Below are 16,371 nucleotides of genomic sequence, written 5' to 3' on the forward strand. Positions count from 1 at the left end.
CGTTCAAGCCGCCGGGTCACACCCCCCCGGCGGCTTTTGGTGGCTCTACGGAACCCCTCAGGGAAAGCGTTACGCAGCGATGAGCCAAGCTCCGTTCACCGGCTTTTTTGTACATAAGCGGAACCTGAAATTTGGGGGCTTGTTGATAGAACGGCAGCGAGTGGGTGTTCGCTGCTGGTCGAGGTCCCGCAAGACTCGGCCGGGCTCGCATCACACCTGCCCCGGTACGGTGCGAGCCCATCGTCGCGCGACCAAGCGAGATCCCATGTGTCGGTCCATATTTGATACTAGGGGACGGCGGTTCATCATCACGATGGTTTATGGCACGTTGTCCGCCATGCCGAGCGCCAGACTCTGTCTTGGCCGTCTGCAGCAAGCGCTGGTCGATAGCGGCGGCCTTGAACGCCGCAAATGCTACGGCCGGACTGCAGCTTCCATCCTTGGCCTCCGCAATTAATCGGCACGCATTTCTATAGGCCGCCGCTTCCTTATTTGGCCACTGCGGGTTGGGACCCAGCCGTAGGGGAATGGCTTCCAAAAATTGTATGGAACCGTGGCGACGACCACACATTTCTACCTAAGCGATCGATTCCTCGGATGTAGCCGTGACGACGGAAACATGCGGCACCTGGAAGAGAGGCTAAGTCGCATGAAAGACCAGTGGAATCCGACCACCAGTTCATCGAAGGCGCCCGCCGTAGCCAGCGCTGGGCGGAGAGAGAACTGGAATCCCTACAATCGACCATCCAAGAGACACGCCGCATCCTAGAGGCCTCACGGAAGCTCTTGGAAAAGATTGCCGAGCGCGAACACCCTACCCAGCCGTAGGAATGGCCGGTGCAGTTGGGCAGCTTGTGGGGGCTTAACCGCACCGGCCACTGCGGGAAGATATGAGGCCCCCCGCGCTGCTTAAGGTATAGGCATATTAGCAACCGAGCAAATTATCTCGCATTGCCATCTTGAAGGCTCAACCGCGAAGCCAACTTAGTTCGAGAGAATGGGCGGATTGGTGAACGCGATGTCGCACCCCGGTAGCAGTGAGCATCTTTGGGCTTTGGACCTTGCCGACCTGCGCAAGCAGTTTGGAAAGTTCGTTCAAGAGCGCGGAACAGCGCCTCTTGAGTGGGACGAGCACACCAAGCTGTTCCATGAAGAACGAAGGGAGCGCTGCTAGGAAACGGACCCTACCGGGCAGTAGGGGAATCACTCAGACCGTCAACGACGAGATGGAAGCCGAGGTCGACGAAGCCGCCGTCGAGCGCCCCCACGAATAGCCATTTTGCCGTACGAATCCGTACGGTCGTTTTGATTGAAGAAAGGGTCTCGGCGGGCCTATAAAGATGGTGTTTACCATTGCCTTTTTGGGAGGATGCGATGGTTGCAACGCCCATAGATATCGCTCAAGCGGCCACTGCGAATACGGCCACCTTGCTGAAGTGGCAGAAGTCCATGGAGGAACGCGCCACATTTCGCCAGAACATGGATCAATCGCGCAGGGCGATTCAAGTTTCACGCGAACTGCTAGAGCGCCTTCGTCAACGTCATCGCGACGACAATAGCGTCGCGGATGCGCAAAAGGATTAGCCGCCAGGGCAGACGGTGAGACAGGTCCGGGAACCTTATTGCCGCAAACCGGTTCGGGCTGCTCGCCTACGCTCAGATCGAGGTCCCCGGCTAGAAGGCCGCTCGCTTCGTAGCCCAGCGATTTGACCGGAAAAAGAGTGCTGGTGCTCGAGAGCATCAACCGCGGCGCATAACCACTGACGTTGCCTGCTCCCCCTGAGGGCGTTAGTAGCCCGCAACCGGAACATCACATGTGCTGGTGCATTGCTAGTGAACGCCAATTCGACTGGGGCGCAAAATGCATCGCGCGATCACAAATGCATGGGCAATGGTGCGAGAAGCCATCGTTGGGTTCGTCAACGACAATGCTCTCAGCCATGGCGCGGCAATCGCTTTTTATGCCACAACATCGTTGGCGCCAATTCTGCTCATCGTGGTTGCAATTGCGGGTCTCGCATTCGGTCACGAGGCAGCCCAAGCGGCATTGTCCGCCCAAATCACAGGGATGATGGGTACAGAAAGCGCAAATATCCTGCAAACCGCATTGAAGAGCGCATCCGAAAAGCCATCCGGCGGCACCTGGGCGGCGGTGATTGGCATCATCACCTTGCTTGTGAGCGCTTCCGGGGTCTTCGGCGAAATACAGCAGTCTTTGAACATGATATGGAAGGTCGAAGCGCAGGGCAGTTCGTTGTCGCGCCTGGTGCGCGCACGTGCGGTAAGTCTGGGACTGGTCACCGCACTTGGCTTCATGTTGCTCGTCTCTCTAGTCGCGAGCGCGGCGATTTCGGCCCTAGGCAACCTCATCAACGCACAGTTGCCGTTCGGGACACTTGTACTGGCCGTTATCAACGCGATCGTTTCTTTTGTCCTCCTCGCAGCTATTTTCGCCGCTATCTTCAAGATCTTGCCTGATCGAACCCTGGAATGGCGGGATGTCTGGATTGGCGCTGTTGTAACCGCTGCCCTGTTCACGCTCGGGAAATCGCTTATCGGTTGGTATATAGGCTCCAGAGCGGTCGCGGCCTCATATGGGGCCGCCGGTGGGCTGCTCGTCATCCTGCTGTGGGCTTACTACTCGGCGGAAATTTTTCTTTTTGGTGCGGAAATCACTCGCGCCTATTCCATTCGACACGGCAGCAGGTCCGATCTGGACGCTGTGCTTCACAGTGCTTGACTTGCAACATACGCCACTAACGATGAAATCGACTAGGGGCGCGGCGCGCCGGCTGGCTGCCTTCGCGACGCCACCCGCATCATCACCCGTCGGCGCCGACCGCATCACCGAGCAGGGCACGCGAGCTGGATACGGTCGACGCCATATGATGAGTGCACGGGTCGCTGGTGGGTCAAACCATCGCGGTCACAGTTTGAGTTGGTTGGGAAGACGCGGTTCAGCGGCGACGCGGACGGCGCTTGCGTATCGGCTTTGATCTCGCGCGCCTGCCGTCCGGCGCCTTCTTGGCGGCAGCGGAGCGGTATAGGTTCATGAGGTCAATCAGGAGCCGAACAATGGCAATTGCAGTTGCAGCATCGAGCCAGCCCGCAATGCTGTTGAGCATCGGGATTGTTCTCCAAGCTTACGACGTGAAAGCGGTCGAAGGACCTTGGCGGCAGTGCAACTCTTCGCCTAGGCAGGGAGTGCCACCTAATCGTTGTGGCACTCAGTTGCCAGCCACCATGACATGAAAAAGGCCTCCGAAGGAGGCCTTTGGATGGTGTGAGCGAGAATCTCCACCAAACAAATTATCCCACATTTTATGCATGCAGCGCAAGCCATTCGGCTTGGCCAAGGCGCGCTTGGCGACCTTGATGCTTGGCACCGTGACCGTCACCCCCGCTCTTCAGCCGCAGCCGATGGTCGCTGTCGGCACTTTCAGCTGCGGCAATGCGATGTCATTGTTGGCGCCATGAAACCAGCGCTTCACGTCGCTTCCGCGAAATGGGATCCTTGCAAGCACCAAGCGCAAGCTCATCAGCCAGAGGGTGTAATGGACTGAGCGGGCGTTCTCATATTGTGAAACGCCGAACAGATCCCGGGTCCCTGGAAGAGCGGCAGCAAACGTCAGAGAGCCGCACTTCCAGGGAGGCTGGATCAATAGTCGTTGTTGTAATAGCGATCATCGCAAGGCGCCGTGTAGATCCGGCCGCGGCGGTCCTGGTAACGGCAAAGCTGTTCGCCGCGGCGCTGCGGCGTGGTCGACTGGCCGATGACGGCGCCGAGCAAGGCGCCGCCGGCGGCACCCACGACCGTGCTTTCGGTGTTGCCGCCCAGTGCCTGGCCGGCGAGGGCGCCGACACCGCCGCCAATGAGTGCGCCTGTGGTTGCCCTCTGCTGCTGTTCGGTCTGGGTCGCGCAGCCTGCAAGTGCTGCAGTCATGAGCACGGCGGCAATGGTTTGTCTGATGATCATCTTGGAACTCCTTTGGAGCCCCAAACGCGGATCGGGGCGAATGGTTGCCAGTTGCTGGCGCATTGCGGCCAAACGGCGGCACGCCCGCTCACGAAATGAGACGTGGTTTCTCGGGCCTTGAAGACAATGGTTGCCAAAGCGGAAACGGCTTTCGCGAACAGGTCGGTAGCGCCTCGGTTTGAATCGCATACCGATCTATCTGGTCGAGGACATCTTCGGGAATGGTGACGTTGACGCGCACCACCTTTGTGGTTCGGCTTTGAGCGCTACCAGGACGGCGACCCGGCTGAGATTGTCATTGTTCGACATGACATCTTCCAGGGATGATGGCTCGGGAATGGCTTCGCCATCCTCGACAAGGCCTTCGAGATGGAAGGCCAGGGCCTCTTCGGCCATGGCGCGGGCGTCGTCGAGGCTGGTGCCGGCGGTGACCACGCCCGGAAAGTCGGGAAAGGATACGCCGAAGTCGCTGTCCGCTTGCTTGTGGATCAATCCGATATAGTGACGCACGGGTCGGTTCCCCCAAGGAGCGGCTTCGAGGCTCGATCAGACTATCGAGCCATTCGACACAAACTGTCGAGGTATTCCTAATGGGACCGTAGGAAGCTGCCTAGTAGGTTGGGCATGCCCCAGGCAGACATTGCCTGGGCAACGGTCGAGAGTGTGGGGAAAGTGCCAAAGTTAGATGGCGGGCACCAGACTGTGCCTAGAGTTCGCGCCGCGCAGTACGTGCGCATGTCGACGGAACACCAGACCTACTCGATCGACAACCAAGCGGATGCCATTCGCGACTATGCCGATATCATGGCTTACGACATTGTCGCCACTTACGAGGACCTCGGTCGCAGCGGTTTAAACCTTGGAGGGCGCCCCGGTCTTCAGAAGCTGTTGGCCGATGTCGAAAGTGGGCGAGCCGATTTTGAGACGGTTGTGGTCTATGATGTAAGCCGGTGGGGGCGTTTTCAGAACATTGATGAAAGCGCAGCCTACGAATACCGATGCCAGATGGCCGGCGTGCGTATCGAATTTTGCGCCGAGCAATTCGCAAACGACGGCAGCATCGGGTCAGACGTCCTCAAAGCAATCAAACGGAGCATGGCTGCCGAGCAGAGCAGAATGCTCTCGCAAAAAGTCTTCATCGGCCAGGCAAGGTTGATCCGGCTGGGCTTCCGGCAGGGCGGGAAGGCCGGCTTTGGCCTGCGGCGCCTGCTTGTCGATCAACACGGCCGCTCAAAATGCATCCTTTCATCCCACGAATACAAGAGCCAGCAGACGGATCGAATAGTTCTGGTGCTCGGCCCGCCTGACGAGATTGCGACAGTGAAGTGGATCTTCAGTCACTTTGTCAGAACACGCAAGACAGAGCTGGAGATGGCAAGACTGCTCAACAAACGCGGCGTGCTCAGCGATTTGGGGCGACCATGGACGCGGGAATCCGTGCACTCGGTGCTGACCAACGAAAATTACATTGGCAACAGCGTCTGGAACAAGCATTCGGCCCGGCTGAGAAGCCATCAAGTCCGTAATCCCCCCGAACAGTGGGTGCGGGTGGAAAACGTCCTGGAGCCGATCGTCGACCGCAAACTGTTCGACCGGGCGCAGATCGTGCTCAAGACCATCTATCGCCACATGACCAACGACGAGATGCTGGCTGCTCTTAGGGCACTTCTGGCTCGCCGTGGCGCCTTGTCGTTGGCCATGATCGACGCCGATCCGGGGTGCCCGCCGGCCCAACGCTACCAGTGGCGTTTTGGAACCATTGTCAAAGCCTATGAACTGATCGGATACGAGCCATCCAAAAACTACCGCTTCATCGGCGTGAACCGGCACCTGGAATCAATGAGGCTGCAGATTATCCGGGATCTTGTGGGCGCGATTGATAAGCAGGGCGGGGTTGCTGCCCATGACATGGCGATGGACCTCCTGCGGATAAACGAGGAGATCACGGTGGCGATTACAATGGGCCGATGCAGGGTTTCCGGCTTCGGCTATCCACGCTGGTTTTCCAAGGCCGATAAACGGCCACTACCCGACATTTTCGTCCTGATCCGTATGAATCCCGGCGACCTGACCGTCCGGGATTATTTGATTGCGCCTGCGCATGAGATCGCTGGCAAATCGGAACTGCATGCCATCAATGGGATACCGCTGGACAGCTATATTTTTCCCACGCTCAATCCCATTCTCAGGCTGGCAGAGCGAGAGCCTGTGGGGGGCGTGGCTTGGTAGTCAAGCGCTTACCCAAGGACGCCGCCTACCGTGCGTTGGAAAAGGGTGGCGACAGACATGCGAGCAATATTGTTGCTGGCGCATTAGGGTCCAAGAAGAGGCTTCGTTCACACGAATTTTTGGCGACCTACGATACGGAATGCAAACGCATGCGCGATTTCGGCACGCAAGCGGCTAAGTCTGAACAGAGCCTAGACCGGATAGTAGCGGCGCTCCACCTGATGATGCGCGACAAGCAATTCTGCGCCACGCTGGTGTCCGAGGGCTTCAGGACAATGCCAAGCCTACTGGCACATAGGTTGCGTGGCGCGACCCGCGAGCCGCAAATGTTCTGCTCTCCCGGAAAACCCGCTCCCGAGACAGGCGAGAACCGGAAAGCCGTTAACGGAATTTGCCCTGATGTCCTCGACCTGCTTCGGGACGCGCCGGTGAAAACAAAAATCTTCGGGTTGCTCCAGAAGGTGCTGCCAGCCAGGCAATTGGAGATTGCCCGGCTGATGGTGGCGATGGACCGGGTCAGGATCACCTACGCGAGACTACTCGTCGCTCTGACACCGCAAGCCCTGCTGGTCGAGGGTTTTAATCTCTCAACGATCACCACACAGGCGGAAGACCAGCGCGGCGCGATGGTGCTCGATGTCGGCGCGCTAAGCCTTGCGGTTCTCAGCGCCGCGGAACGTCATGGCCAGGTGGGCCTGGAGCTTGTCGCAGCCAACCGCTTTTTCGACCGGTTGATGGATAATTCCAGAGTGGTGCGGTATCTCGCCCGGACCTTTCCGGGGCATTTTGAAGAGTTTCACAGCTTCTCGATGCCATGCCTCGAACAGGGGCGCTAGATGGTCGGACGTCAACTCCTATACAAACCGATCGCCGTCGCCGGGATGCAAACAACAGAACCAATGTGACTTCTGTCCAGGCCTCGAAAACCCAAACCCGCCGAGCTTGCCGCAGCCAGAATGCTCGCAAAGCGATTTTCGATCGGCTCTCGGCCGCGCGGAATCGCTGTCATCCCTTCGGCAAGCCGGCTCGGTTCGTCGCTCATAACGGGTTGATCGGCCCGACCAGGCCGGGATGGTCGTTGGGCAACTTGTTGACGGCGCTCGTGTTCACCTCACGTCCAACGCGGTTGAACTGCAGCTGACCGTCGATGTCGTGGCTGAGAATGTCCTTGAGGCTGTCCTTGGGCGTCGCCGGGTCCAGCCAGGCGTCATAGTAGGCCGGGTCGAGAATGAGAGGCTGCCGATCATGCAACTGCTTCATCGGTTCTGCGGCAGGCTCGGTGATGATGGTGCAGCTGGTTATGTCGAGATTGGAATTGTAAGCCCAAAGCCCGGCGAACGAGAAAGGCGCGTGGCCTGGCTGGTAGATGTGCCAAGGGTCTTTCTTGCCGTCGGCAGGCGATATCGTCCACTCGTAGAAGCCATCGGCAGGGATCAGGCAGCGCTTGGACTTGTAGGCGTCGCGGAAGGCGGGCGCTGTATCGATGCCCTCAATCCTGGCATTGAACATAGCCGCCTTGGGCATTTCCTTTGCCCAGAAAGGGACCAGCCACCAGCGCCCTTCACGCAGCCGGTGGTTGCCATCCTCACCGGCAGTGACGAATGGGACATCCTGAGTCGGCGCGATGTTGTACCGGGGCTCGTCGTTGCGGCCCGTCTCCGCCGGCGCAGTCAGGCGGTAGAGCCGGTGGATTTCCGACCACGACAGATATTTGGTGTAACGTCCGCACATCGCTCTGCCTCAGTTGCGCAGGAGTTCAGGCACGCTGAGCGGGCCAAGGTCGGAATTCTCCTATACTCGTCGCTGCGGCGCCAGACGCTGCGTTTCTCGGCGGCGGTGGCCGATTGATTGCCTTAGTAGCCTTGCGGAAGGCTCTGGGCGACCGCAGAGTTCGCCTTGGTGTGCGCTGTGGAGGCAAAAAGGCAAAGCCGACAACGATCATGCCATGTCCCTCTCACTGCCGACTTAGCAAAGGCTCTCGCAAGGAACGCCGTCCTTGTCGCGGTCGAGCTTGCCGCCCCAAGAGCAGTTGGCCAAGTACCAATTAGCCTCATCGCACGAACTGATCTGGGGACAAGTTCGCCGCGGCTGACAAGAATAGCTCTGCGCCACCTGCCCATTGCTCATCATGCCGAGTGGTTGTTTTGCAGACGGCTTGGTGGTGCCGTTCGCATGCTCTGCGCGCCAATCCCATGGTGCCTGAAACGCCCCAGCCCACAGACCGACCTTCGCTGCCTGGGCCTTCGCCTGCTGTCCTGCGTAGGCTCCGTGGCTGTAGCGCGGCCAATCTAGTGCCAAGCCCCGCTCGACAAGCCAGCTCTGGACGTTGCGACCGTCGGCGCGATCGCAATCCCCAACAAGCCGGCCGTACCGGTCTCGGTTAACAAAGCTGCAGTGCAACGGACGCGATGCAGCCAGGAACTCGTGCAAGGCTTGGGCAGCATGGCGCCCGCAGGCGTATTCGAAGCCCTTACCGTCGTCGCAATATTGCTTACTCTCGGGCGCATCGATGCCGTTCAAGCGGATGCGCTGTCCGTGGATCTCGATCGTGTCGCCGTCGATCACAGACGCGACACCGGCGATCGGCGCCGGCTTCGAGCCGAACCAGTTCGATGCATTGATCTCTGGCAAACTTTCGCTGTGCTGGATGGCGGTTTGCGCGACCAGAGCGCCAGCCGCTACCGCAGTCACCAAAATCAGGCGCCGCGGCACATTCGCCCATCGGTGCGCACGGCTATGCTTGGCACCGGCTCGCTTTCGCCAGCGATCAGATCGATTGTCGTATCGGTATTTGTCCACGCCCTCTTCCCCGCAGGGAGGATGCGACTGTTTCAACAAAGAGTCCAGAAGACGAGACGCGCGGAATGCTAGCGCGGAAGCCGATGCGTGCCGACGCCCTCGACTTCGATCTCGGTTAAGCGGGTTCGATGGCCTGTTGGGGTGCATTCGGCTGTCGGGCCTGACCGGCGCGCTCCCGAAGGTGCATTCACGCGGGAAAACCCGCCTTTCTGAAGCCTGACATAAAAAGCTCGAGGGCAACCTGGTCGGCGAACGGGAAACCTGAAAACAACCGGACAGTCAGGTCGTGTTTCCTCGTCAGTGCTTCCTCGACTTCAACGCGCGCCTTCTGCGTCTCGCCCAAATGTGCGTACGCCGCTGCGAGGAACGCATGAATGAAGAATTGGTCGCCGGCCTTCTGGTACGAACTGATGGCCTCCACGTACCTTCCAAGCAGGAAGAGGGAGCTGCCCTTCACCTCCCAGAACCAAATTGGAGGTAACGGGTCGCGCAGGAGCGCAGTTTCGAGCACGTTCAGCGCCATCTCGGCCCGTCCGCCGTAGTTGAGCCAGCTTGCATAGTCCCCCGCTATGTTCATGTCTAGCGGGTTCAACGAGCGCGCTTGCTCGAAATGCACTCCCGCATCGCTGTGCTGGCGCATGTGCGTAAGCACCAGCCCCATGCTCTGGTGACAGACGCCATCGCTCCTGTCGAGAGCGAGCGCCGTTCGTGCCGACTCCCAGGCCTTCTGTAGCGTCCGCGGATCGTTGTCGTACCAAAATCTGCCGACGAGGGCCTGCGCGAGGAAGCCGTGGCCTTGAGCGAACGTCGAATCGAGCTCGACACACCGGACGAATAGGGGCTCGGCCATGTCCAGTTCATACCGGTAGAACTGCGCGCGCCCCTGCAGGTAATAGTCGTATGCATCCCAATCGGCGGGAGGCTTGCGTCTTGTCCGGCTCGTCGAATCGGCCTCCGCCCGGCCTTCGACCATCGAGGCGATGAGAGCCGCAACCTCGTCTTGCAATGCGAAGATGTCGTCGAGGGCCCTGTCGTACCGTTGGGCCCACAGGTGGGTGCCGGTGGCGGCGTCAATCAATTGTGTGGTGATCCGAATGCGATCACCGAGCTTTCGCATGCTGCCTTCGACGAGGTAGCGAACTCCGAGTTTGCGATGGGCTTCGGCAATGTCCAATGCCGGATGGCGAAACTGAAAAGATGAATTGCGCGCGATGACAAGGAGGGAGCGGAACCTGGCCAGCTCCGTAATTATGTCCTCGGTTATGCCATCGCTGAGATACTGCTGGTCCTGATCGCCGCTCAAATTGGCAAAAGGCAGGACCGCAATCGACGGCTTGCCGGACTCTGGTATCGCTCTGCGGGATGCGCTCGCCACCGGCTCGACAGTCCCGGTGAAGCGGTAGCCGACGCGAGGCACCGTGGCGATCCACTCGCCGCCGTTGTCAGCCGGACCGAGTGCCTTTCTCAGTGTCGCTATTTGGACCGTAAGGTTGCCTTCCTCAACGGCGGTTCCCGGCCAGGCAGCGTCCATCAGTTCGGCCTTGGTCAGGATCTCGCCGGGCCGGGCCGTGAGCGCAGCAAGCAGCGTCAGCCCACGATGCCCAACAACGATCGGGATCTGCTCTTTCAGGAGCGTCCCGATGTCGGGATCGAGTACGAACGGACCAAAAGCGATGCGTGTCGCCTGCATCTGGGCATATTAGACGTTCCGGCGGATTTCGGAACAGTGTCGGCACCGCTTTAATCCCCGGGGCGCTTTCGAGGCCTATGCCCAGAACGCGGCCACCTGTCCATCGATCAGAAGATAGCGATCGGGCGCTGGCCGCTGCGCAACAAGGCGGCATTGCCGCGCGGCCATTTCGGGCCATGGGTGGAGAAGCAAGGGTGCCTTTTCAGCAGCATGGCCGAGCTATGCATGCGGCTGGGTGCCAGGCGCCAGTACGCGAGACGGCCAGGACAGCGGGCGGCGAAGCGACTGGACGACGAAATATCGCGACCTGGTTCGGTCATGACTCCGCCCCGTTTTCGGTAGTTTCACTCGTCGCAGGTGCCGTTTGGCCACCGCACCCGCGTTCAACGGGTACTAGCTTAGCAAAATGGCCAGGCGAGTTATATTCTGCTCGCCAAGCGCACTCGAGATGATTTCTACCAAGCCGCAACCTATTTCAAAGCTAGACCAGCCTCCACCAATCGCCGGAACGCTTCCGATCTGGTGGGAAGATCTGGCTGAGTGCGACGCCATTCGTCTACGCGAGCAAGTAGGTCGGTCGAGAGCCGCAACTCGAAGCGTTCAGTTTTGTTGTCGACAGGATCAGGAACGTTTGACAATAGCGGTGTCCGTAATGTACGGTATGTACGTAATGTGGTTCACTCTTCGTGACCGAACGTCGTGCAACAACACGTCGTTCGGCCTAGCCACAACCCAAGCTGTGTGGAGTTCGGATCGTGGCTGACTCCGACAATACCACGACTTTGTCTCTCGTCACCCGCAGGAGAGCAATTGTGGGAACGACAAATGCAGCTGCGAGACTCAGCCTAAGCGCATTTGCTTACAGCGATCCGGGCGCGAGCCGATCAATTAGTCCTGCAGTAGCGCGCGGTGCGGATGTCGGCAGGCTCATGAACAGACTGAATGGGTGTGCCTTCAGCAGCAGGACCTGAACAGAAACCAGACCGCCAAACTCACTATCAAGCCCGAGGATTTAAGAGCCGGACACCTTCACCTCTCTGCCCTACAGACAAGAATTCGACCCCCGCTTTTGTCAGGGCCGCTTCAATGGCCTGCAAAGTGCTAATCCGGGAATCCACCTTGCCGTTTTCCAACCGGACCAGCGCGTTAAGCGAAACAATAGCCTTGTCAGCGAGTTCCTGCTGAGACCAACCCAGCAAAGCTCGTGCGGCTCGAATCTGTCGTGGACTGACCATGGGTCCACAATTGGCAGGCAGATTTTCTTTGCTACCGATAGGGTTCTTTTACACCCTATAAGGTATACGAAATGGCGATTCGGCTTTCAGATAACGTACCGACAGACTCTCTGTCGGCTGTCTAATGGAGCATCGAAAAGCCTTGTTGAAACCGCAGCGCTTCGTCCTCCTTCGGACGGAGCCGAAGCCAAAGATCGACAGTGACCCTCATCCCGCCGATCAGCATGTCGGCAGGCAGATTGCGACCGTCCGCGTCCAGTCGGACGTATCGCAGGCCCAACTTGCCCGATCCATAGGCATCAGCTTCCAGCAGCTCCAGAAATACGAGAACGCGCGGAATCGCGTGAGCGCTTCGATGCTCTACGAAATCGCCAGGTCGCTCGGCGTTCCTGTCAGCCGCTTCTTCGAAGGTCTGCCGGGAAACGATGAGACCCGCGTCGAGGCGCGGCCCCTGCCGGTCGATGAGCGCCTGGATTTCATCGCCAGCGCGGAGGGTCGGCGCCTGATTGAGGGGCTAGTGAACCTTCCACCGCGTCTGCGTGGTCGCATCTCGTCCCTGGTCTCAGCGCTAGGGGAAGAACTGGTCCTGCTAGACACGAAGGCAGAGAGCGAGACGGCCGGCGAGTCCGCGCCGGCCGAATGCAAGACCGTCTGACGGTCGATCGCGGTAGTCAGCCGAATTTTCGGGCAGCGGGCACGGTGATGCGGCCGCAAGCCGAGGATACTTTGATCTCGACGCCGAACGCCCGAGAGCGCGTCGCGAATTCCTCAAGCATGTCTCGCGCCTCGCTTCCAGTGATGGCGACGGGCACCAGTCTGCCCGTTGCGGATCCGGGAGACTGAGTTTCCGCCCCGATCGCGACGGGCAGGAGGTCTATTTCTGTGAGGCTTCCGCCGGCGTCATAGCGGCAAGCGGCGACGATGCTTTGCCAGACTTCCGGTGGATCCCATTCGGTTTCGTCGGCGTGGACGTGGAAGAGAAAATTTCCGAGGCCATAGAAGATCGGCGCGCCATTGTAGATTTCCACCGCCTGCAGCACCGGAGCGCCGTGGCTGACGAAGAGGTTGGCGCCGGCGTCAATGCACATCCTAGCAAAGGTCTGCACCCAGCGCGGCACGTCCTGCCAGCCTGGTTCCCAATGATGGTGGTGCAGATAGGCAATGACGAAATCGCCCTGTGCCGCCGCGTGCCGGATGGCGGCCAGATGGACACTTGCACTCTGCTGATCGACTTCGATCATACGGCCGAAGTCTGCGGCTTGCGTGAACACGGTGCCGTAGAAATTGATCTCCGTGCCGGCCGACACCTCTACCGGGTCCTCCGGTTGCGCATAGTTGGCCAGTTCAAAGGGGGAGCTTTGCAAATGAGCGCCCAGCCTTGCCAGTCTGCTGAAATGTCCGTCCGGTACCCCGATCTTGCGACAGGTGTTCAGACGATTGACGCCGGGCCGAGCCGGCCGGAAGGCCGTGCGGTCTTCGGCATACATGTTGGTCGGGCCGGGGCCTGCATCCATCGCAAGAAGCGCGACCTCGCGCGCGCCCAGCCGGCGGCGGCCCGGTTTCCTCGCGTCAGTCTCGTCGACCCCGATGCCGGCATGCAGGAGACCGCGCGCTTCCACTTCCTCCAGGGTCGAGAGGATGCCGCCAGCGCCGAGATCGAAGGCGTGGTTGTTTGCCAGAGCAAGCGCGTTGAAACCGATGGCCTGCAATGCGTCGAGCACTTCAGCCCTGGAATATCCGAAGTATTTGCCCTTGGTCGGCCACCCGCCGTGCTTACCCAGGATCGTCGACTCAAAGTTGGTGAAGACGACGTCGCCTTGGCGCAGGAAATCCGTAACCGCGATGAAGCGTTCGTTTTTGACGTCACGTATGTCGTGCTTGATCAGGGATTGGCCGGTGACGACCGCGCAGAACTGGTCTTTCATGGAACTCGCCTTGAAGGAGGGTAGGGCGCAGGCGCCGGCGTTCCGGCCAGCGCCACGTCAATGTCGAAGTCGGTTGCCTCTATTGCGAGATGGCTGGCGAGATATCGCTCTTGAACCATTTCAGGCTCAGCGCCTTGATCGTCCCATCCTTGGTGGCCGCGTCGATGGCCGCGTTGAACCTGGCGAGCAACTCCGTATCGTCTTTGCGCAGACCTGCGCCGACGCCCGGCCCCCAGAGCCCGCCATTCAGTTCAGGGCCGAAAAACACCACATCCGAGCCGGAAGGCGTCTCCAGAAAATCGCGCCAGGTGAAATAGTCGGCGAGGCCGCCGTCGATGCGACCCGCGGCAAGATCGAGCTTCATGTTGTCCTGGCTGTCATAACTGCGAATGGTCACGACATCGCCCAGCATTTCCTTCACGACTGCTTCCGAATTGGACGAGCGCAAGGCTCCGATCGCCTTGCCGGCGAGTGTCGATCTGAGGCGCTCGATGGTTGCCTTCTCTTTGTCGCCGATGGTCGAAAGGTTGACCTTTTCCTTGGTGTCGCCGGCGTCGAGACCCAGGTCCTTGCGCACCACGAACTGGTTGAAGCCGGTGGCGTAGGGGATCGAGAACGCGATCGACTGCTTGCGTTTTTCCGTGATCGCCATGCCAGACATGATCACGTCGAACTTGCCGACAAGCAGTGCCGGGATGATCCCGTCCCAATCCTGCGGGACGAAGGTACATTTGATCTCGATCCGACGGCACAGCTCCTGCCCAACATCGATATCGTAGCCATAGAGTTGACCGTTCGCGTCGGTGCCGTCCCAGGGCGGCGAGGCGCCTTCAGCGGCAATCGATATGACGCGCTCGCTTTGCGCGCTCGCCGGGACTGCCGACATCAGGGATACGATAGAAACAGCAATAGCCAGGGGTATGCGCATGATGCACCTCTTCGTTGGTTGGATGGAAAGGGGAGCCCAGAACCTAGGCGTCAGGGCAGGGGCGTCGTGATCTCTGGGTCAGGTAGGGCGGGGCGCAATCGCGCCTTTCGTCGGCGAACCGGATGGCCGTCGGTCGACAGCCATCGCTCCAGCAACTGGATCGCTTTCACCGCGATCGAGGTGAGCGATAGGTAGATCGCTCCGGCGACGATGAAGATTTCGTACGGCGCGAACGTGGTCGACACCATCTGTCTCGCCATGCCGGTGATCTCAAGCAGCGTCACGGTGCTCGCGAGCGACGAGCCCTTGATCATCCCGACGATCTCGTTGCCGTAGGCCGGGAGCGATATCCTGAAAGCGATCGGGAAGGTGACCAGGCGAGCGATCTGGAAGCGTTTCAAGCCGAGAGATGTGGCCGCCTCGGTGACACCCTTCGGCACGGACTGGAGACCGCGGCACAGGATCTCGGTGGTGTGTGCCGCGCTGTTCAGCGAAAATGTCAGAAGGGCGCACCAAAAGGGGTCGCGCAGGATCACCCAGAAGATGCTGGCCCGCACCGCCTCGATCTGAGCGAGGCCGTAATAGAGCAGGAAGAGCTGAACAAGCATCGGCGTTCCGCGGATCACATAGGTGTATGAGAGCACTGCGAGCGAGAGGCCGGGGCGTCCGAAAGCGCGCATGAAGGCCAGCGGCACGGACAGAAGAAATCCGGCCGTCAGCGACAACACCGTCAGGATCAATGTAAGACCGATGCCCGAGGGCAAGACAACCAGTGCGTCAAATATCAAGCCGAGGTTCATGGGCCTTCCCTCCTACCGGCCGAGAGCCGGATAGCGCCGCTCAGTCAGCCGGATCGACAGCAACGTGACAGTGGTCAGCGACAGATAGAGAGCGGAGGCCGCAAGGTAGAAGGTCAATGGTGCGCGCAAGGATCCGGCCCCCACATACGCAACGCGCATGATGTCGGTCAGGCCGACGATCGAAACCAGTGCGGTATCCTTGAAGAGCGAAATCCAGAGATTGCCATAGGCAGGCAGCGCCAGCCGCAGCATCTGCGGACCGATGACGAACATCCAGCGCTGCCAGGCGTTCAGCCCAAGCGACTTTGCCGCTTCGGTTTGGCCCGCTGGCACTGCCGCAATCGCGCCGCGAAACACTTCGGTCGCATAACCGCTGAAAATGACCGAGAGCGCGATAACCCCTGCGGTGAATGCGTTCACCTCGACATACCGGCCGGCGATCTTGCTGGCGAGCGTGGTTCCGCCGAAGTAGATGAGCAGGATAACGAGAAGTTCTGGTACACCACGGACGACTGTGGTGTAGGCGGCCACGACCGCGTTGAGGCGCGGCTTTGCCGTGCCCTTCGAAATCGCCAAAAACAGCCCGAATGCCGTACCCAGGCAGCCGCTGACAAGAGCCAGGCTTATGGTCACGGTAAGTGCGACAACAAACTGAGTAGTAAAACCACCCATGGGGCGCTTTCCTCGGCTCGCAATTGCCGCAGGATACGCCGGTCTTTATTGCCGAGACCAAGCCATATAACCCAAGGTTGCGAGTTGTTATATTTCTAATGTGCAGTTAATTTGAGA

15 protein-coding genes and 1 pseudogene are annotated in these 16,371 nt (G+C 59.6%); 5 read left to right on the forward strand and 11 right to left on the reverse strand.

The genetic code is table 11. The features are described 5' to 3' along the window. Nucleotides 1-16: 16 nt before the first annotated feature. The gene (locus NKK52_RS32225) at nt 17-571 is read right to left on the reverse strand and encodes a DUF982 domain-containing protein (protein ID WP_156940630.1); all 555 of its coding nucleotides are present in this window, start codon (nt 569-571) and stop codon (nt 17-19) included. Nucleotides 572-1,374: 803 nt separating this feature from the next. Here NKK52_RS32225 and NKK52_RS08220 point away from each other — a divergent pair. Both NKK52_RS08220 and NKK52_RS08225 read left to right on the forward strand, forming a co-directional pair. Then, entirely contained in the window at nt 1,375-1,584 is a 210-nt protein-coding gene (locus NKK52_RS08220) for a hypothetical protein (protein ID WP_023669236.1), read from the forward strand. A 277-nt stretch (nt 1,585-1,861) separates the two neighbouring features. Next, nucleotides 1,862-2,740 (forward strand): YihY/virulence factor BrkB family protein, encoded by an 879-nt coding sequence (locus NKK52_RS08225; protein WP_352628667.1) that lies wholly within the window; start codon nt 1,862-1,864, stop codon nt 2,738-2,740. Between the two features lie 918 nt (nt 2,741-3,658). Here NKK52_RS08225 and NKK52_RS08230 read toward each other — a convergent pair. Both NKK52_RS08230 and NKK52_RS08235 read right to left on the reverse strand, forming a co-directional pair. Beyond that, nucleotides 3,659-3,976, reverse strand: a complete 318-nt coding sequence (locus tag NKK52_RS08230) for a YMGG-like glycine zipper-containing protein (RefSeq protein ID WP_023690487.1) — start codon at nt 3,974-3,976, stop codon at nt 3,659-3,661. A 184-nt stretch (nt 3,977-4,160) separates the two neighbouring features. Next, nucleotides 4,161-4,486 (reverse strand): annotated as a pseudogene (locus NKK52_RS08235) (type II toxin-antitoxin system HicB family antitoxin); the annotation flags it as partial. A gap of 114 nt (nt 4,487-4,600) precedes the next feature. On the opposite strand from NKK52_RS08235, the gene NKK52_RS08240 reads away from it, so the two are divergent. Further along, nucleotides 4,601-6,205, forward strand: coding sequence for a recombinase family protein (locus tag NKK52_RS08240; protein WP_084634068.1), 1,605 nt, complete (start codon nt 4,601-4,603; stop codon nt 6,203-6,205). Beyond that, a complete protein-coding gene (locus NKK52_RS08245) occupies nt 6,199-7,041 on the forward strand; it encodes a plasmid partitioning protein RepB C-terminal domain-containing protein (RefSeq protein ID WP_245263171.1) in 843 nt (280 codons plus the stop codon). Before NKK52_RS08240 ends, NKK52_RS08245 begins: the two co-directional genes overlap by 7 nt. Before the next feature lie 202 nt (nt 7,042-7,243). Here the strand turns inward: NKK52_RS08245 and NKK52_RS08250 are convergent, their stop codons facing one another. The 4 genes from NKK52_RS08250 to NKK52_RS08265 form a co-directional block, all read right to left on the reverse strand. Further along, nucleotides 7,244-7,936 (reverse strand): SOS response-associated peptidase, encoded by a 693-nt coding sequence (locus tag NKK52_RS08250; RefSeq protein WP_023827732.1) that lies wholly within the window; start codon nt 7,934-7,936, stop codon nt 7,244-7,246. Nucleotides 7,937-8,170: 234 nt separating this feature from the next. Further along, a complete protein-coding gene (locus tag NKK52_RS08255; protein WP_245260658.1) occupies nt 8,171-9,004 on the reverse strand; it encodes a thermonuclease family protein in 834 nt (277 codons plus the stop codon). 187 nt (nt 9,005-9,191) lie between these two features. Then, on the reverse strand, nt 9,192-10,694 hold the full coding sequence (locus NKK52_RS08260) for a winged helix-turn-helix domain-containing tetratricopeptide repeat protein (RefSeq protein ID WP_023685736.1): 1,503 nt from the start codon (nt 10,692-10,694) through the stop codon (nt 9,192-9,194). A gap of 998 nt (nt 10,695-11,692) precedes the next feature. Continuing rightward, nucleotides 11,693-11,929 carry a helix-turn-helix domain-containing protein gene (locus NKK52_RS08265; RefSeq protein ID WP_023694075.1) on the reverse strand — a complete coding sequence of 79 codons (237 nt, stop codon included), beginning with the start codon at nt 11,927-11,929 and terminating at the stop codon, nt 11,693-11,695. Nucleotides 11,930-12,071: 142 nt separating this feature from the next. Here NKK52_RS08265 and NKK52_RS08270 point away from each other — a divergent pair, with 142 nt between their 5' ends. After that, nucleotides 12,072-12,584: a helix-turn-helix domain-containing protein gene (locus NKK52_RS08270; RefSeq protein ID WP_245263170.1), complete on the forward strand. Its 513-nt coding sequence runs from the start codon at nt 12,072-12,074 to the stop codon at nt 12,582-12,584. A gap of 16 nt (nt 12,585-12,600) precedes the next feature. Here NKK52_RS08270 and NKK52_RS08275 read toward each other — a convergent pair whose 3' ends face one another. From NKK52_RS08275 to NKK52_RS08290, 4 genes are all read right to left on the reverse strand, one after another. Next, the gene (locus NKK52_RS08275) at nt 12,601-13,854 is read right to left on the reverse strand and encodes a CapA family protein (RefSeq protein WP_023807962.1); all 1,254 of its coding nucleotides are present in this window, start codon (nt 13,852-13,854) and stop codon (nt 12,601-12,603) included. Between the two features lie 79 nt (nt 13,855-13,933). Beyond that, a complete protein-coding gene (locus NKK52_RS08280) occupies nt 13,934-14,782 on the reverse strand; it encodes a transporter substrate-binding domain-containing protein (RefSeq protein WP_023694077.1) in 849 nt (282 codons plus the stop codon). 50 nt (nt 14,783-14,832) lie between these two features. Next, the gene (locus NKK52_RS08285) at nt 14,833-15,582 is read right to left on the reverse strand and encodes an ABC transporter permease (protein WP_352628673.1); all 750 of its coding nucleotides are present in this window, start codon (nt 15,580-15,582) and stop codon (nt 14,833-14,835) included. A gap of 12 nt (nt 15,583-15,594) precedes the next feature. After that, nucleotides 15,595-16,254 carry an ABC transporter permease gene (locus NKK52_RS08290; protein ID WP_023683618.1) on the reverse strand — a complete coding sequence of 220 codons (660 nt, stop codon included), beginning with the start codon at nt 16,252-16,254 and terminating at the stop codon, nt 15,595-15,597. Nucleotides 16,255-16,371 lie beyond the last annotated feature (117 nt).

The organism is Mesorhizobium sp. C277A (genome assembly GCF_040324395.1).
In the GTDB taxonomy this organism is placed as follows: domain Bacteria; phylum Pseudomonadota; class Alphaproteobacteria; order Rhizobiales; family Rhizobiaceae; genus Mesorhizobium.